Origin of the sequence: Marinilactibacillus sp. Marseille-P9653 (genome assembly GCF_916618885.1) — a bacterium.
Taxonomy (GTDB): Bacteria; Bacillota; Bacilli; order Lactobacillales; family Carnobacteriaceae_A; genus Marinilactibacillus.
On the sequence record NZ_CAKAKH010000001.1, the window covers coordinates 466,216 to 483,453 of the forward strand.

Genomic DNA, 17,238 nt, shown 5'->3' on the forward strand with positions numbered 1-17,238 from the left:
TTGGTTTAATTATAGGAACATACATTCCCGTAGTCAAGAAGAATTCATTAGATACAAAAAAAGACCCAGGCATCAAATACCTGAGTCTTACTGGTTTTAATTGATTATTTTCCTTCTACATAAGGAACAGCGCTAACTTTAACATCGATGTTGCCCATTGTTGCTTTCGAGTATGGGCAGTAGTGGTGTGCTTTATTTGCAAGATCTTCTACTTTAGAATCGCTTAAGTCTTCGATACCCACTTCGATTTCTACGCTTAACTTAAATCCACCATCGCTTGGATCTTTCAATAAATGAACCGTTAAGGTTACTTGAGATTTATTCTCAATTTTTTCTTCTTTTTTGTAGTGGTCTAGTGCAGCGTGGTAACAAGCACTGTATCCCAGAGCGAATAACTGCTCGGGGTTTGTACCGTTTCCTGATCCACCCATTTCTTTCGGTGTATCTACGTTTACCTCGTATGAACGATCAGGAGTATGACTTTCTCCATTACGCGCACCTGTGTTTACTGATGCAGTTGTGTATACTGGTTTGTCTGCCATGTTTATTCCATCTCCTTTATGATTTTCTAAGCAAAGTATAACACTCATCATTTTTAGGGTGAAATCATACGATTTTAAAATCAAAATTCCAAAAATGCTTACTTTTAAAGAATGATGACGAAGAAGTTGAAAAAAGACTGGAATAGCCGGTTGTATCTGGCTTCCAGTCTGTTAAAAGAATTATAATGCGAAATCGCGGATGGCTTTAGCCACACCATTTTCAGCGTTAGAAGTTGTAAATGCATCAGCTACGTCTTTGACAGCGTCTTTTGCATTACCCATTGCGACACCTGTTCCAGCGTATTCAATCATATGAACATCGTTTCCGCCATCACCGATAGACATAACGCGCTCACGTGGAATGTTCAAGCTATTTGCAAGATCTTCTAAAGCAATCCCTTTATTAGCTTTTTTGTTCAAAAACTCCAAGAAGAAGGGTTCACTACGTAAAATTGTATATTTTTCCCAAAGTTCTTTAGGAAGTTGCTTAATGGCTGCTTCCAGCAATTCTTCATCATCGATCATCATCATCTTATTGTAAGGTGTATCGGTATCCATATCTTCAGGGGCGCTATAAAACAAGGGGACTTGGTTTATATGAGATTCTAATACAGAATATTTTCCGATATCTTTGTTGGGTGTGTAGATTCCACTATTTCGGATGGCGTGGAAGTGAACATTGGCTTCTCTAGCCGCTTTTTCCAATGTAATATAATCTTGCTGGTCCATCGTATGTTGAGAAACAATTTCTTCTGTATCGGATTTTTGAACAAGCGCACCATTATAAGTAATCACGTAATCTCCAGAATTTCTAAGATCCAGTTCTTCCAGATAAGCCGTTACACCAGGATAAGGACGGCCAGTACATAGAACAATTTTGATTCCAGCTGATTTCGCTTCATGAATGGCTTTTTTCACTTCATCTGTTACTTTACGGTCCGGGTTTAACAAAGTACCATCCATATCAATAGCAATTAAATCTTTTTTCATGTGTCAATCATTCTCCACTTCTATTTTTATTCGGATCAATGATCCGGTCGTTCAAAATATATTTTTGAAATTCATCATAGTCTTCCTGGAACATACTGACTGCTTTGTTCGTCAAATGATTCTCTAGGAACTCTTTTGGCACAAATAATCTGTGGTCACCATGCAGATTCCCGCTCAGCGAGCGAACGATAGGGCTGGCTTCACTAAGTTCAACCAGTGTTCCATCAGCCTGCATAAGGTGAATCGGTGTTTTACTTTTAAGCTTATAGTCATAAGGCAAATCTGAGCTACTGTTAGTGCGCGTGAAAATGTCTTTGTCATACTTTAGATTCCCTACAATATCTCTTAATGCTTCAACAAGATAGTCATCTTTTCCTTTTTGGTAAGACAAGGACTTAAAGGGTTGTCTATTCAGGAACATTTTGGATAAAGCACTCAAATAAGCATCTTCGCTATTCGTCCACAGGTTAATAGCCGTCTGAAGAACACCGTCATCCAGCTTAAGATAGTCATCCAAGGAGTACGTATCTTTGAAGAATGGATCTAGTAAAGGGAATTGCGGATAAAGCGCCCCTTCTTCGTATAACTGTTTTGCACGATACAACAAGCGATCAAGTGTGACTTCCATCCCTCTAGAAGCAGGGTGGAAATAAACCTGCATATACATTTGGAAACGACTCACAACGTAATCTTCTACTGCGTGCATACCTTGATACTGGAAAGCAATCCCGTCTTTATATGGGCGAATCACTCTCAGGATACGAGATAAATCGAAAGCACCATAAGTCGCACCCGTGAAAAAGGCGTCGCGCTGAAGATAATCCATTCTATCCGCATCAATCTGGCTTGAAATCAGTTGAACGACTTGAGGATTTTTATGTTCTTTTGTGATCACACTTGCGACTTGATTGGGAAAATCTGGTGAAACGCGTCTGAGCACGTCGTGAATTTCAGTGCCTTCTGATAAAATAATATCGGTTGTGAACTCTTCATGATCCGTATCAAAGATTTTCTCGAAGGTATGCGAGAATGGGCCATGTCCGAGATCGTGCAGCAAGGCGGCACATAGCGTGACTAGGCGCATATCTAGATCCCACTCTTGTGGGTAATTCCGTTCAAACATATCAACAATTTTTCTTGTGATCTCATACACGCCAAGTGAATGAGAAAAACGAGAATGTTCCGCTCCATGGAAAGTGAATTGAGCAGTACCTAACTGCTTGATTCGGCGAAGGCGTTGAAATTCCTTTGTATCGATCAGGTCTAGCAGGATGCGGTGTCTTACATGGATATAATCATGGACAGGATCTTTAAAAACCTTTTCGAAAGGCAATCGATCCATACGTTCGAATTTGTCTGCGCTCATAATGTTTTGCCAACCTTTTAGGAAGCTCTATCTAAAAACTAGTGCGACTGTCTGGTTTGGCTGAGGCTCCTCTCTATCAGTCAAGGTGATCGGTAAAGGTTGATTGATCACAGGACTTTTTCATTTCTTTTCTTCATCTTTTCCATACCTTCGAGGTAGTTTTTTTCAAGATCTTTATCATATTGACCCAAACTCAGCTGTGTTGTAAGTTTCTGTATGGTCATCGTTATGCTTTGTTTTACTTGAACAAGAGAAAAAGGTATTCCGAAAACTTCTTCCAAAGTCGTCATTGATGAAGGTCGTACATTCGGGAATGTCCATTTCGTTTTAGTACCGGACAGTCCTTTTTCATAAAACGTGCGAATAAGATTTCCACGTGCATTCTGATCTCCAGTAACACTGATATAAATCATGATGGCGATACCGCCTTTGATTCGACGCTGAGAGATACCGGCAATTTTTTTGCCATCAATACTCAAATCATAATCTCCAGGGCAGTAAGAATCGGGTATTTCAATCGCATCGATGGATTTCCCGTAAGACTTGAAAGTTTGTTCAATTAAATGATGCATCCGCTGATACCCTTCCGTGATAGTCAGGCGCTCGTCTCCTTCTGGAAAAATCAAAGAGATATTCAGAATGCCAGGATCGCTGACTACAGCTAGACCGCCAGAATTTCTAACCACAAAGTCGTATTTAGCTTCTTTCAAAACAGTCAGTGCCGTATCTAAGTAGGGTAATTTTGTATCCATCATCCCTAAGATAACAAGCGGCTTTGTCGACCAGAAGTGTAGTACGGGTTGTTCTAACCGCACAGCGTAATCAATAAACGCATCTGTCAGCGCAAAAGGAGATGCAGGAGTTCGTTCAAAAGGAGAAGATTCTGAATCAAATAAGAGATATGGTTTTTCATCCGGAATAGAAAGTTCAGTTAATGGAGTCATGTAGAATCTTCCTTTAAGTGTAATAATATTGATGAATACAGTATAACAAAGATTGTTTTTTTTTCCTATAAAGCGATAAAGAAAAGGAAGTGTGAGACGTCAATCTGATTTTGTGATAAACTGAAAAGCATAGAATGAGTCATTTACTGCCTAATGGATTAAATGATGAAAGGAGAATGGATTGTGCCTTCAAAAGAATTAACGAACGGAATGCCTGCAGAAATCTTTATGGAAAGTTCCTACGTACAAAACGGGGAAACACACCATCATGTTTTTGAGGAAAAAGGCCGAGTGATTTATATAAACAATAGCTATTATATTAGATATGAAGAAAAAATTGATGGAGAATCAATGGTCCCGGTTACGGTGAAAATTAATCCAAACGGAACGGTTAATCTGATCCGACGAGGAGAATATATGACGCGTCTTACATTCAGTAGTGAAGAAATAACAGAGACGCAATACAAGACAGCTGCTGGCATCATGCCGATTCGAGTAGAGACACAAGACTTGAAGATCAGCTACTATGATCGCCCGTTCGCTGGTAGAGTATCTGCAGATTATGTTCTTTATTTCAACGAAGAACGACTAGGTTCTTATCAAATTAGATTGCGTTTTACAACGTGATAAGGTAGTATAAACTGGATGCCGTAAAAGGTTGTACTTGAACGAGCTGAAAAACGGTGGTCGAAAAAGATAGATATACCTTACAGATAAGTAAAAATGAGCATAGACAAGAAAGGTCGTGTGGGTTTGGAACTCAAACAATTCGATGGACAATCAAAAGATGAATTAGCAATGGTAGACGTAGCGCACGCTATTTTGGAACAGACTGGGCAAGTAACAAATTACAATGATTTACTCGTGCAAGTTGCAGAATATTTAAACATCGATGACAATGAACTGGAAGCAGAAATGATCCAGTTCTATACTGATTTGAATATCGATGGTCGTTTCATTTCTTTAGGTTCTAACCGCTGGGGACTTCGCAGCTGGTATCCAATCGATTCAATCGATGAAGAAATCACACACGACAATGATGAAGAAGATGAAAAACCACGTCGTAGAAACCGTAAAGGCTTCGATGATGAAATCGAAGTGTTCGAAGATGATGAAGAGGATGTTGAAGAAGATGTCGTTGAATTCGGAGACCGTGTAGATGTTGATGAGCACGGCGTCATGGTAGACGACGAAGATGAAGAAAATCTTGGCGAATACAAAGCAGACTTGGAAGATCTTGGCGATGATGATGATGATGATGAAAATATCGCAGGACTTTCTGTTGTTGACGACGAAGACGTTTTAGGCGATGACGACGAAGAAGAGTAACCATTGAACATAAAAGACTAATTGGTTCAGTATGTCAGGATGCTCAAAAAACTCTTGACGAACATGTATGAAGTCTATATTATATTTATTGGGCACCCTAAGAGGCAGTCTGCAAACTTTTACCAAAAAGTGAGTAGAAAGTCTTGATAGGGCAGAGCGGAATACAATAGATATCAAGCTCCCTATTCTTATATAGAATGGGGAGCTTTCTCTTTTTTAGAGGGATAATTGTAGAAAACAGGGAACAACTTTTTACAAGGTTAAGCTTTACTGCACTGAACTTTCCCGAACAGATCATATAGGAGGATTTTTAATGACAAAATATATTTTTGTAACAGGCGGCGTAGTTTCTTCAATTGGTAAAGGGATCGCAGCAGCTTCCCTTGGAAGACTACTGAAAAACAGAGGACTTAAAGTAACGATTCAGAAATTCGACCCGTATATCAATGTGGATCCGGGAACAATGAGTCCATATCAGCACGGAGAAGTTTTTGTAACAGATGATGGAGCAGAAACGGATTTGGACTTAGGTCACTACGAACGTTTCATCGACATCAATCTAAATCAGTACTCAAACGTCACAACCGGTAAAGTTTATTCAGAAGTTCTAAACAAAGAAAGACGTGGAGATTACCTTGGAGCAACTGTTCAAGTTATCCCGCACATTACAAATGAGATCAAACAAAAAATTATGCGTGCTGCGCAAACAACAGACTCAGATATCATTATTACAGAAGTAGGCGGAACAGTTGGAGATATCGAATCTCTTCCATTCCTAGAAGCTTTGCGTCAAATGAAGAGCGAAGTGGGTTCGGATAACGTGATGTACATTCATACAACGTTGATTCCTTATTTGAAAGCAGCAGGAGAAATGAAAACTAAACCAACACAACACAGTGTAAAAGAATTGCGTAGTTTAGGGATTCAACCAAACTTGCTGATCGTCAGAACAGAATATCCACTTGACCAGCATACAAAAGATAAACTAGCTTTGTTTACAGATGTAGATTCTAAAGCCGTTATCGAATCGCTAGATGTAGAAACACTTTACACGATTCCATTGAATCTGCAAAAACAGAACATGGATCAAATCGTTGTGGATCATCTTAAACTAGATGTTCCTCAAGCAGACATGACTGAATGGAAGAAACTAGAAGAAAAAGTTCAGAACCTAAAACATACAACACGTGTAGCCATTGTTGGTAAATATGTTGAGTTGCCGGATGCTTACTTGTCTGTAGTAGAAGCATTGAAACATGCAGGATACGCTGTTGATTCTGATATTGAAATCAAATGGGTGAATGCTGAGAAATTAACACCTTCTGAATTGATGAGTCAATTAGAAGATGTAGATGGTATTTTAGTACCAGGTGGGTTTGGATCAAGAGGTCTCGAAGGGAAATTACTTGCCATTCAGCATGCTCGAGAAAACAAAATTCCTTACTTTGGTATTTGTTTAGGTATGCAACTAGCGACAATAGAATATGCACGTAATGTAGCGATGATTGAGGGTGCTGGTTCAGCAGAAGTAGATCCAACAATAGAGCATAACATCATCGATTTAATGCCTGATCAAAAAGATGTTGTAGAAATGGGTGGAACTTTAAGGTTAGGACTTTACCCATGTAAGTTAGAGAGAAACACGGTAACAGCAGCAGCTTACGGTAATCAAGAAGTTGTTCAAGAACGCCACAGACATCGCTATGAATTCAATAATGAATACAGAGAGATTCTTGAAGAAAAAGGCTTAATCTTCTCAGGGGTTTCTCCAGACAACCGTCTTGTTGAAATTATCGAAGTTCCGGATCACCCATTCTTTGTAGGTTGCCAGTTCCATCCTGAATTTATTTCTAGACCAGACAGACCACAACCATTGTTTGCAGCATTCGTAGAGAAATCTTTGGAGAATGCGTTAAGTAAATAAATGGCGAAAAGATTAGAATAGAGGCGAGAGTCTAATCTAATTAAAAAAATATAAAGTATTAGATATAGATAATGGAAATCCCGTCTAAATCTCAATATTTAACTAGTTTTATTTGTGAATTTTGTTTATAATAAAATAGAAACCGATTATGAAAGCTCGGTTTAAAAGTGCGAAAATTTTAAGGAGGAACAAATACATGACTCGTTTAGTGAGTATGACAGAAATGTTGAACAAAGCCCTAGAAGGTAAGTATGCTGTAGGCCAATTCAACATCAATAACTTAGAATGGATTCAAGCTATTCTAACAGCAGCTCAGGAAGAAAAATCTCCAGTAATCTTGGGAGTTTCTGAAGGAGCAGGAAAATACATGGGTGGATTTACAGTAGTAACTGCAATGGTTAATGCTTTGATGGAAGAAATGGACATCACTGTACCAGTAGCGGTTCACTTGGATCACGGTTCTTCATTAGAAACATGTACGGCTGCAATCGAAGCTGGATTCTCTTCAGTAATGATTGACAACTCTAAATTCCCAATCGATGAAAACATCGAAGCAACTAAAAAAGTTGTAGAATACGCACACTCTAAAGGCGCTTCTGTAGAAGCTGAAGTTGGTTCTGTAGGCGGAAACGAAGATGGCGTTATCGGTAACGTAACATATGCTGATGCACAAGAATGTAAACGTATGGTAACTGAAGCTGGAATCGATGCTTTAGCTGCTGCTTTAGGTTCAGTTCACGGAGACTACGTTGGCGAACCTCAACTAGGATTCGACGAAATGAAAGAAATTTCTGAGTTAACTGGTGCACCTTTAGTATTACACGGTGGATCTGGTATCCCAACTCACCAAATCAAAAAAGCAATCGAATATGGTCACACTAAAATTAACGTTAACACTGAATTGCAACAAGTATGGACTAAACGTACGCGTGAAGTTCTAGCTAACGACGATAAAGTTTACGATCCACGTAAAGTTATCGGACCTGGTAAAGAAAACATTACAGCTACTACTAAAGCTAAAATGCAAGAATTTGGTTCTTCTAACCAAGGTTAATTAAAACTTATAGTATCTAAATAAAACGACGTCTGAGTATTCAGGCGTCGTTTTACTGTTTTACATAGTGATGAATAGCGTGTTGCAAGACGATATCATTCTTGTATTTCATATTGTGTTACCAATCTTTATTGTATATACTTATCTGTGTTTGAAACTATGAAAAAGCGAAGGAAGATCCCTTTGAAAAACCAATCAACAAAAGACCTCATTCAAATTGCGCTACTAACATCGATGCTTTCAGTCGCATCTGTATTCGTTATTCCAATTGGCCCTGTCCCTATCACTTTGCAGGTATTCTTTTTCCTGTTGATTCCAGCTCTAATCGGTAGATTGAAAGGCGCTTTAACAATGTGCCTTTACATGTTACTAGGTTTAATTGGATTCCCAGTGTTCGCTGGAGGAACAGGCGGGTTTCAGAGTATACTGTCTCCGGCTTTTGGATATATTATTGGAGCCATTCTCGTTAGTCTGGTTGTAGGTAGACTGCACAAAAGAAGCGCATCAACAATTGAAATGCTTGGAACAATGTTTATAGGTATCATTGTGCTTTATATTGTCGGCATGAGCTATCAGTATTTTATTATGAATCAAGTTCTCGAAACAGCGATTTCTTGGCAGACAATCATCGTGACCAATGTCACAGCTTTTTTACCTATAGACATGATCAAAGCCTTTACAGCAGGACTCGTATACCAGAGGCTTGAAGCAGTATTGGTACGAACGGTCTAATAAACGAGCTAATAAACGATTAACCTTAAACCAGATAAGTAAAAAAACATTTTCTTAAAAGAGAGGCTTGTATAAGCAATTATGAAAAAAATAATGATAAACGGTGGAAATAAATTAACCGGCGAAGTAACCATTTCAGGTGCTAAAAACAGTGCAGTAGCTTTAATACCAGCAGCCATATTAGCAGATTCTCCTGTCACACTAGAAGGGGTTCCAAATATTCAAGATGTGCACTCATTAATTGAAATTTTAAATCAAATGAACGTAAAAACAGATTTTGACGGATCGACGTTAGTCATTGACCCTTCAGAGATGGTGTCTATTCCGATGCCAAGCGGTAAAATCAAAAGTCTACGTGCATCCTACTATTTCATGGGTGCACTACTGACTAAATTCGGCCAAGGTGTCGTAGGACTTCCAGGTGGCTGTTTCTTAGGACCTCGTCCGATCGATCAGCATCTTAAAGGATTTCGTTCACTCGGAGCAACTGTTGAAAACGAACTAGGTGCCATGTACTTGAAAACAGACGAATCAGGCCTGACAGCTTCAAGAATCTATTTTGACGTCGTTTCAATCGGAGCAACGATCAATATCATGCTAGCTGCTGTAAAAGCAAAAGGCAGAACGATTATTGAAAATGCTGCCCGCGAACCTGAGATTATTGATGTAGCAACATTATTAAACAACATGGGTGCAAAAATTAGAGGTGCCGGAACAGATATCATCCGTATCGATGGTGTTGAAGAAATGCATGGATGTCGTCATACAGTAATTCCTGACCGTATCGAAGCGGGAACTTACTTGATCATGGCAGCAGCAGCTGGAAAAGATGTGCTAGTGAAGAATGTCATCGTAGAACACATCGAAGGTTTGATTGCGAAAATGGATGAAATGGGTGTTCCAATGGAAATCGGAGAAGACTCCGTACGCGTTTTTGAACCGACAGAGAAACTGAAAGGTGTCTCGATCAAGACCTTGCCGTATCCTGGTTTCGCTACCGATCTTCAACAACCATTTACACCTCTATTAATGATGGCTGAAGGAAATTCTACTATTGTAGATACCATTTATCCTAAGCGCGTCAAACATATCCCTGAATTGAATCGCATGGGTGCAGCAGCAAGAGTTACGAGCGATACGATATTGATCGAAGGGGCTTCTAGTTTAGAGGGCGCACAAGTTGAAGCAAGTGATCTAAGAGCGGGTGCTTGTTTGATGATAGCTGGACTGATTGCTGAAGGTGAGACGGAAATCACTGGTGTGGAGAACATCTTACGTGGATATTCGCATATTATTGAAAAAATGACAGCCTTAGGCGCTGACATTCGAATGGAAGAAGTAACAGTAACAAAATAGAAAAAAATGGATTAAACGAATAGGGGAAGCAGTAGTGGCGAATATTTTAACATTTAAAGATTTACAGCAGAAGACATTGAAGGAAATCTATGAGCTAGCTAAAAACCTTAAAATTCCGTATTATAGTCAAATGAATAAAAAAGAGTTATCTTTGGCTGTCATTCGTGTACAGGAAGAAAAACAGGGATACTTCCAGGTTTCTGGAGTGCTAGATAAAATTTATACTCAAGACTTCGGGTTTCTTCGACCGATCAATTATTCTCACAGTAATGAAGATATTTATATTTCTGCTTCTCAAATGACGCGTTTCGGATTAAGAAACGGAGATAAAATTACCGGTACAGCAAGACCACCAAAATCCGGAGAGCGCTACTATGGCTTAATGAATGTTCGTCAAGTAAATGGAAAAAATCCGGAAGAAGCACGAGAAAGACCGCATTTTCCAGCGTTGACGCCACTTTATCCTGACAGACGAATCAACCTCGAATCGACTCCAAAAGAATTATCAGCACGTATGCTCGATCTGATTGCACCGATTGGTTTTGGTCAGCGTGGATTGATTGTAGCGCCACCTAAAGTAGGAAAGACTACGATACTCAAAGAGATTGCTAATGGAATCAAGCACAATCATCCAGAGGTGGAATTGATTGTATTGCTGATTGACGAACGTCCAGAAGAGGTTACAGATCTTGAGCGTAGTATTGACGGAGAAGTGGTGCACTCAACCTTTGACCAACAGCCACAGAACCACGTGAAAGTCAGTGAGCTTGTACTAGAACGTGCCCGTAGGCTGGTAGAAGATAAACAAGATGTCGTCATATTGATGGACAGCATCACAAGACTGGCACGTGCTTATAATTTGGTTGAACAACCAAGTGGTCGTACATTAAGTGGAGGGATTGATCCTGCTGCGCTTTATCGACCTAAGCGCTTTTTCGGTTCTGCTAGAAATGTAGAAGAAGGTGGTAGTCTAACAATCGTAGCTACTGCGCTTGTGGATACAGGAAGCAGAATGGATGATGTCATTTATGAAGAATTCAAAGGTACCGGTAATATGGAATTGCATCTGTCAAGAGAGCTTGCCGAGAGAAGAATCTATCCGGCGATCGACATCAAACGTTCAAGTACTCGAAAAGAAGATATGCTACTGACAAAAGAACAATATGAAGCAGTCTATAAATTAAGACGGGGTATGAGGAACGACACGTACGACTATACGGATCAGTTTATCAAAACACTAGGTAGATATAAGAAAAACGAAGAATTTGTACAGAAAATGCTGACTCAGAAATAATGGGCATTAGGAGTTTAATTAAATCATTTAAATCTACGAAAATGATTGCAACACTAATTTAATCATGCTATTATACTTAGTGTTGCATACAATCTAAAATTGGGTAAGAATGTCTGCTATTTTAGTTTAGACAGAAGAACCTTTTTTTATGACAGAAGACAACTATGAGATCGCAGAGATTTTATGGCATAAGGAGTGAAAACACTATGAAAAAAGAAATCCATCCAACATATCATCAAGTCGTTTTTATGGACACTACTACAGGATTTAAATTCTTGTCTGGTTCTACAAAAGCATCTAACGAAACAGTAGAATGGGAAGACGGAAAAGAATATCCATTAATTCGTATGGAGATTACTTCTGACTCACATCCTTTCTATACTGGTCGTCAAAAATTTGCTCAAGCAGATGGACGTATCGACCGTTTCAACAAAAAATACGGTATGGACGAAGCATAAACTGTATTTCAAGAAAAGCTCTGGATATCCAGGGCTTTTTTTATTTGTTTACGTTTTAAATACATAGAATAATGGGTTTGGATTTCCAGTGTTTTTACCAGAATATACAAGTGTTGAATGAATAGAAAAAAATTAGCGAAGCATGCAACAGCTTTTATTAAATCTGTATAGTTTTAGTTGTTAAGCTAGAAGTTTGTTGCTAAAATACTGGTTAGGACACCTCACCGGTATTTGAGAAAATAGTGAAGACGAATCAACACTAAAGGAGAAAACTCAGATGAATATATTTCTAGTTTATGGAGGGAAAAGTGCAGAGCACGATATTTCTATTTTATCGGCCTACTCTATTCTGAAAGAAATCTATTACAATTATTATAAAGTTACCCCAGTTTTTATCACTCGAGAAGGCAAGTGGTTGAGAGGCGAAGAGATAACAGATCCAGACCAGCTGAAATCCAGTGAAGATTTAATCTTCAATGATTCTGGAAATGAAATGCAGTTCAATGAAATACCAAAAGAGAATTCAATCGTTTTCCCAGTCTTGCACGGACCAAATGGCGAAGACGGAACTGTTCAAGGGTTACTTGAAGTACTAGAGATCCCTTATGTCGGCGCCGGTGTATTAGCAAGTGCTACGGGTATGGACAAAATTATTAGTAAGATTCTTTTCAAAGAAGCTGGATTACCAATTGTTCCTTATCACGAAGTCAAAGTAAATGAGTGGCGTGTCCATCAAGATGTAGTGATAGAAGAAGCGGAAGCTAAATTGTCGTACCCAATGTTTATTAAACCGTCGAATATGGGTTCAAGTGTTGGCATTACACAAGCAACGAATAGAGAAGGGTTGGTGCAAGCAATTGCAAAAGCCTTCGAATACGACAGAAGAGTGCTTGTAGAAAAAGGCATACAAGCCCGTGAAATAGAAGTTGCAGTGCTGGGAAATGAAGATGTCAATACTTCAGTACCAGGGGAACTAGTGAAAGAGCAGCAGTTTTATGATTACGAGTCTAAATATCTATCGAATGACGTCGTACCGCAAATACCTGCAGAACTACCTGAAGATATCACTAAAACATTAAGAGAATATGCGGCCAAAGCATTTATAGCAATTGATGGAAGTGGATTGACTAGAGTCGACTTTTTCCTGACGAATGACAATGAAATTTATATTAATGAAGTCAATACATTCCCTGGATTCACAGACTTCAGTATGTATCCTAGATTATGGGAAAATACAGGACTAGCTTACAAAGATTTAATTGAAGAATTGATCCAGCTTGGATTACGTCGCTTTAAAGCAAGACAAGGTCAAGCCTTAAAAGATCGTTAATGTTAAGAATCTACAGAATAAATGGGAGCGATCAATTGATCGCTCCTTCCTATTGGAGAGAATGAAATGACAAAATGGACATTAAGCGAAATAGCAGAAGCAACAGAGGGTGTCGTCTATTACGCTAAAGACGAAACGATCAAAATCAAAGAAGTATCTTTTGACTCAAGAAATCTTTCAGAAGGAAGCTTATTCGTGCCGCTCGTAGCTGAAAGAAATGGGCATGAATATATTACTAGTGCCATTGAAAACGGAGCGAGTGCAACGTTTTGGAGCGATCCGATAGAAAAAGCGCCCAAAGATATACCCGTTATTTTAGTGAAAGATACGTTAACAGCTTTACAAGAATTCTCGAAATGGTATTTGAAAAAAGTTCATCCTAAAGTGGTTGGTGTGACAGGAAGTAACGGTAAGACAACGACAAAAGATATGATTGCCGCGGTTGCGTCAGCCAAATTCAAAACACATAAAACAGTTGGGAACTTCAATAACCATATTGGACTTCCTTATACCATTTTAGAAATGCCGGAAGATACGGAAGTAGCTGTTTTGGAAATGGGCATGAGTCAAGCTCAAGAAATCCACGCGCTTTCAGTATTAGCTGAGCCAGACATTGCTGTTATCACAATGATAGGAGAATCTCACATTGAGTTCTTTGGGGCAAAGTCTGGTATAGCAGATGCGAAACTGGAAATAGTGGATGGTCTAAAAGCAGACGGAACCTTGATTTATCTTGGAGAAGAACCTTTACTCTCGCAACGAATAGAAAAAATGAATGCAGTTAAAACGAGAACTTTTGGGAAAACGGATAAAGAAGATCTGTATTCAATAAATATAGAGCCCGACGTTAAATCAACCAAATTTTCAGTTAATCTGGTTCCAGAGTTGACGATTACGTTACCGACTCCGGGTGAGTATAATGTTCAAAATGCATTAGCTGCTTTATCTGTCGGGTTGGAGCTAGGAATCGAGATTGAAGCAAGCGCCGAAAAACTCGAACACTTCCAGTTGACTAAAAATCGTCTAGAGTGGCTAGAAGGATTTAACGGAGCGCAACTCTTGAATGATGCTTACAATGCAAGTCCCTCTTCAATGAAAGCTGTATTGAATTATTTTTCCAATATAGAAGTCAAAGGACAAAAAATGGTTGTTCTAGGAGATATATTGGAACTTGGAAGTTTATCTAAATCCTTGCACAAAAGTGTAGCGGAATCTATTGATGCAAAGTCCATCGATCATCTAGTCTTGTATGGCGATGAAATGGGTGTTGTATACGAACAAGTAAAAGAACAGTTCAGTGCGGAGAATATCCGATACTTTTCAGGAGATAAAAAACCAATGATAGATTACCTGAGAAAGACTATACAAAAGAACGATATGGTCTTGCTGAAATCAAGCTTAGGAACAGGTATACTCGGCGTTGTAGAAGAATTAAAACGTAAATAGAGTGTAAAACGTATTCATTTGAAATATGCATCGATTAAGTTGAAAAAAAAAACTATGCATGCTATGATATCTGTTGAGCAACGGTTCGATATTGTTCAATTTTGCTTTCGTTAGCGGAATACTAATTTAAAGTAAATGATTTTTAATTAAATATGAGTCAAGAAGAATTTAAAACCCTAGTGTTTCGCGTCGAGCGTTTCGTATACGAACATTAGGGTCTTTATGTGAAAAAGAAACGACGAACTACCCTCATCAACGTAGAGGAGATAAGTTTCTTTTAAGTAGTGCCGACCTATTGAGCCTGTAAGCTCATTTTAAGGCATTACTCCTTGGCTCCACGAAAAATAGAAGCCAAGGAAAACAATAGGAGGAATTATTTTTTGAAATTTAGCGAATTAAACATTGCACCAGAGATATTGAAATCAGTAGAGGGTATGGGATTTGAAGAAACAACCCCAATCCAGGAAAAAACAATACCATTAGCCTTAGAAGGCAAAGATGTCATTGGACAAGCTCAAACGGGTACAGGTAAAACTGCCGCTTTCGGTATTCCAATGTTACAGAAAATCGATCCAAGCAACCGCAACGTTCAAGGTTTAATCATTGCACCGACTCGCGAGTTAGCTATCCAGACACAGGAAGAAATTTTCCGTTTGAGTAAAGATAAACGTGTACGAGTAACTTGTGTTTATGGTGGAGCGGATATTAGAAGACAGATCAAACAAATCCAAGGTGGCGCACAAATCGTCGTAGGAACTCCTGGACGTTTGCTAGACCACATCAGACGTAGAACTCTGAAACTAGATAAAGTTGAAACACTTGTTTTAGATGAAGCAGATGAGATGCTGAATATGGGATTCATTGAAGATATTGAATCTATCATCAAAGAAGTACCTTCAGAGCGTCAGACACTATTATTCTCAGCAACAATGCCAACACCTATTAAACGTATCGCAGAACGTTTCATGAAATCACCTGAAACAGTTGCGATTAAAACAAAAACATTGTCTGCTACAACAATCGATCAATACTTCACTAAAGCACGTGACAATGAGAAGTTTGATATCTTAACTCGTTTAATCGATGTTCAAAATCCAACTTCAGCAATCATCTTCGGTAGAACGAAACGCCGTGTTGATGAATTAGCTAAAGGTTTGGAAATGCGCGGATACCAAGCTGAAGGAATCCACGGAGACCTTTCACAAAGTAAACGTATGAGCGTATTGAGCGACTTTAAAAAAGGTAAAATGGATATTTTAGTAGCAACAGATGTTGCAGCACGTGGATTAGATGTTTCAGGTTTAACACACGTTTATAACTATGATGTTCCTCAAGATCCAGAAAGCTACGTTCACCGTATTGGACGTACTGGTCGTGCAGGTGAAAAAGGCGTTTCTGTAACGTTTGTAACACCTCAAGAGATGGGTTATCTACGTACAATTGAAAACCTAACGAAGCAAGAAATTACTTCTCTTCGTCCACCAACAAATGACGAAGCAATCGAAAGCCAGCTTGAGTCTGCTATGGAAGATATCCGTAAAACAATCGTGGAAAACGGTTTGGATAAATACCATACTGCAGCTGAAAAACTATTGAGTGCTTACTCGTCAGAGGATATTGCAGCAGCTTTGGTCAAAACAATGATCAAGGATTCTACTGAAGTACCTGTAACGATCACACCTCAAAGACCTCTACCAAACAAAGATCGTAAACGTAGTGGTGGCGGTAGTGGAAAAGGCGGCAATCGTAATAGAAATGGCCGTAGCGGAAATAGTAACAACAAGCGTACTGGTAGACGTGGTGATGGAAAAGGACGTAGCGAAGGTAGCAGTCGTCGTAATAACTATCGTAAAGACCGTGGTAGCAGCACGAATAAAGACAACAGCTAAAAAAGAATGTATAAAGGGATCCAGAATTTGGATCCCTTTTTTAGATTGTTAAATTTTATTCAAAATACATTTGGATACGATCAGCTTAAAGATGCGTATGTAATGGTTGAAATGTCTGCCATAGAGCTTATGTATGACTTTTTAGTAGGATTCTGGTAGTATTGAAAACAAGTAAGCCAAGAAAATAGAGCAACACATATTTAGAGTAAAACGAGGGATTGTATGATTGTAGGAATTGGGCTAGATCTTGTAGATATTTCAAGAATCAGGAAAGCCTGTGAAAAAAGAGAAAGTTTTCCATCTCGTGTTTTGACTCGAAATGAACTTCAGGTTTATGAGCAATTGAAAGGCACGCGCAAAGAAGAATTCCTTGCAGGGAGATTTTCAGCGAAAGAGGCTTTTTCTAAAGCGTTAGGAACAGGTATTGGTAAAGTCGGGTTTCAGGATATTGAGATAATGAATAGTCCTTCCGGAAAACCGGAAATTACGCACTCTCCGTTTACCGGGAATACTTGGATTACTATAACACATACGGAAAAAACCGCTGCAGCACAGGTGATATTAGAGAGAAATTGATTGTATCA

Annotated in this window: 16 protein-coding genes; 12 read left to right on the top strand and 4 right to left on the bottom strand. The window is 38.9% G+C overall.

The window, feature by feature from the left end; translation table 11 throughout:
- Positions 1-104: 104 nt before the first annotated feature.
- The 4 genes from LG377_RS02295 to LG377_RS02310 form a co-directional block, all read right to left on the bottom strand.
- Complete coding sequence (locus LG377_RS02295; protein ID WP_225743111.1) at positions 105-542, bottom strand: organic hydroperoxide resistance protein; 438 nt, start codon at positions 540-542, stop codon at positions 105-107.
- 180 nt (positions 543-722) lie between these two features.
- Positions 723-1,532, bottom strand: coding sequence for a sugar-phosphatase (yidA, locus tag LG377_RS02300; protein ID WP_225743112.1), 810 nt, complete (start codon positions 1,530-1,532; stop codon positions 723-725).
- A gap of 7 nt (positions 1,533-1,539) precedes the next feature.
- Positions 1,540-2,898 carry an HD domain-containing protein gene (locus LG377_RS02305; RefSeq protein WP_225743113.1) on the bottom strand — a complete coding sequence of 453 codons (1,359 nt, stop codon included), beginning with the start codon at positions 2,896-2,898 and terminating at the stop codon, positions 1,540-1,542.
- Between the two features lie 107 nt (positions 2,899-3,005).
- Positions 3,006-3,842, bottom strand: a complete 837-nt coding sequence (locus tag LG377_RS02310; RefSeq protein WP_225743114.1) for a lipoate--protein ligase family protein — start codon at positions 3,840-3,842, stop codon at positions 3,006-3,008.
- A 183-nt stretch (positions 3,843-4,025) separates the two neighbouring features.
- Between LG377_RS02310 and LG377_RS02315 the strand changes: the two genes are divergently transcribed.
- The 12 genes from LG377_RS02315 (at position 4,026) to acpS (ending at position 17,230) form a co-directional block, all read left to right on the top strand.
- Positions 4,026-4,469 carry a DUF1934 domain-containing protein gene (locus LG377_RS02315; protein WP_225743115.1) on the top strand — a complete coding sequence of 148 codons (444 nt, stop codon included), beginning with the start codon at positions 4,026-4,028 and terminating at the stop codon, positions 4,467-4,469.
- Between the two features lie 126 nt (positions 4,470-4,595).
- Complete coding sequence (gene rpoE, locus LG377_RS02320; RefSeq protein WP_225743116.1) at positions 4,596-5,171, top strand: DNA-directed RNA polymerase subunit delta; 576 nt, start codon at positions 4,596-4,598, stop codon at positions 5,169-5,171.
- Between the two features lie 313 nt (positions 5,172-5,484).
- A complete protein-coding gene (locus LG377_RS02325; RefSeq protein WP_225743117.1) occupies positions 5,485-7,095 on the top strand; it encodes a CTP synthase in 1,611 nt (536 codons plus the stop codon).
- Positions 7,096-7,291: 196 nt separating this feature from the next.
- Complete coding sequence (fba, locus tag LG377_RS02330) at positions 7,292-8,149, top strand: class II fructose-1,6-bisphosphate aldolase (RefSeq protein ID WP_225743118.1); 858 nt, start codon at positions 7,292-7,294, stop codon at positions 8,147-8,149.
- A gap of 183 nt (positions 8,150-8,332) precedes the next feature.
- Positions 8,333-8,881: a biotin transporter BioY gene (locus LG377_RS02335; RefSeq protein WP_225743119.1), complete on the top strand. Its 549-nt coding sequence runs from the start codon at positions 8,333-8,335 to the stop codon at positions 8,879-8,881.
- Positions 8,882-8,962: 81 nt separating this feature from the next.
- Positions 8,963-10,237 carry a UDP-N-acetylglucosamine 1-carboxyvinyltransferase gene (locus LG377_RS02340; RefSeq protein ID WP_225743120.1) on the top strand — a complete coding sequence of 425 codons (1,275 nt, stop codon included), beginning with the start codon at positions 8,963-8,965 and terminating at the stop codon, positions 10,235-10,237.
- A 34-nt stretch (positions 10,238-10,271) separates the two neighbouring features.
- A complete protein-coding gene (gene rho, locus LG377_RS02345; protein WP_225743121.1) occupies positions 10,272-11,531 on the top strand; it encodes a transcription termination factor Rho in 1,260 nt (419 codons plus the stop codon).
- A gap of 206 nt (positions 11,532-11,737) precedes the next feature.
- On the top strand, positions 11,738-11,989 hold the full coding sequence (locus LG377_RS02350; protein WP_208559605.1) for a type B 50S ribosomal protein L31: 252 nt from the start codon (positions 11,738-11,740) through the stop codon (positions 11,987-11,989).
- Positions 11,990-12,266: 277 nt separating this feature from the next.
- On the top strand, positions 12,267-13,319 hold the full coding sequence (locus LG377_RS02355; RefSeq protein ID WP_225743122.1) for a D-alanine--D-alanine ligase: 1,053 nt from the start codon (positions 12,267-12,269) through the stop codon (positions 13,317-13,319).
- A gap of 66 nt (positions 13,320-13,385) precedes the next feature.
- Complete coding sequence (gene murF / locus LG377_RS02360) at positions 13,386-14,765, top strand: UDP-N-acetylmuramoyl-tripeptide--D-alanyl-D-alanine ligase (protein ID WP_225743123.1); 1,380 nt, start codon at positions 13,386-13,388, stop codon at positions 14,763-14,765.
- Positions 14,766-15,145: 380 nt separating this feature from the next.
- Positions 15,146-16,654, top strand: a complete 1,509-nt coding sequence (locus LG377_RS02365; protein WP_305067546.1) for a DEAD/DEAH box helicase — start codon at positions 15,146-15,148, stop codon at positions 16,652-16,654.
- A gap of 222 nt (positions 16,655-16,876) precedes the next feature.
- A complete protein-coding gene (gene acpS, locus LG377_RS02370) occupies positions 16,877-17,230 on the top strand; it encodes a holo-ACP synthase (protein ID WP_225743124.1) in 354 nt (117 codons plus the stop codon).
- Positions 17,231-17,238: the final 8 nt, after the last annotated feature.

What these genes read in the sequence shown, in the direction of transcription:
- LG377_RS02305 (WP_225743113.1), bottom strand. Translation starts at nt 2,898, where the DNA reads ATGAGCGCAGACAAATTCGAACGTATGGATCGATTGCCTTTCGAAAAG.
- acpS (WP_225743124.1), top strand. Translation starts at nt 16,877, where the DNA reads ATGATTGTAGGAATTGGGCTAGATCTTGTAGATATTTCAAGAATCAGG.
- fba (WP_225743118.1), top strand. Translation starts at nt 7,292, where the DNA reads ATGACTCGTTTAGTGAGTATGACAGAAATGTTGAACAAAGCCCTAGAA.
- LG377_RS02310 (WP_225743114.1), bottom strand. Translation starts at nt 3,842, where the DNA reads ATGACTCCATTAACTGAACTTTCTATTCCGGATGAAAAACCATATCTC.
- LG377_RS02350 (WP_208559605.1), top strand. Translation starts at nt 11,738, where the DNA reads ATGAAAAAAGAAATCCATCCAACATATCATCAAGTCGTTTTTATGGAC.
- LG377_RS02340 (WP_225743120.1), top strand. Translation starts at nt 8,963, where the DNA reads ATGAAAAAAATAATGATAAACGGTGGAAATAAATTAACCGGCGAAGTA.
- LG377_RS02325 (WP_225743117.1), top strand. Translation starts at nt 5,485, where the DNA reads ATGACAAAATATATTTTTGTAACAGGCGGCGTAGTTTCTTCAATTGGT.
- murF (WP_225743123.1), top strand. Translation starts at nt 13,386, where the DNA reads ATGACAAAATGGACATTAAGCGAAATAGCAGAAGCAACAGAGGGTGTC.
- LG377_RS02355 (WP_225743122.1), top strand. Translation starts at nt 12,267, where the DNA reads ATGAATATATTTCTAGTTTATGGAGGGAAAAGTGCAGAGCACGATATT.
- LG377_RS02295 (WP_225743111.1), bottom strand. Translation starts at nt 542, where the DNA reads ATGGCAGACAAACCAGTATACACAACTGCATCAGTAAACACAGGTGCG.
- yidA (WP_225743112.1), bottom strand. Translation starts at nt 1,532, where the DNA reads ATGAAAAAAGATTTAATTGCTATTGATATGGATGGTACTTTGTTAAAC.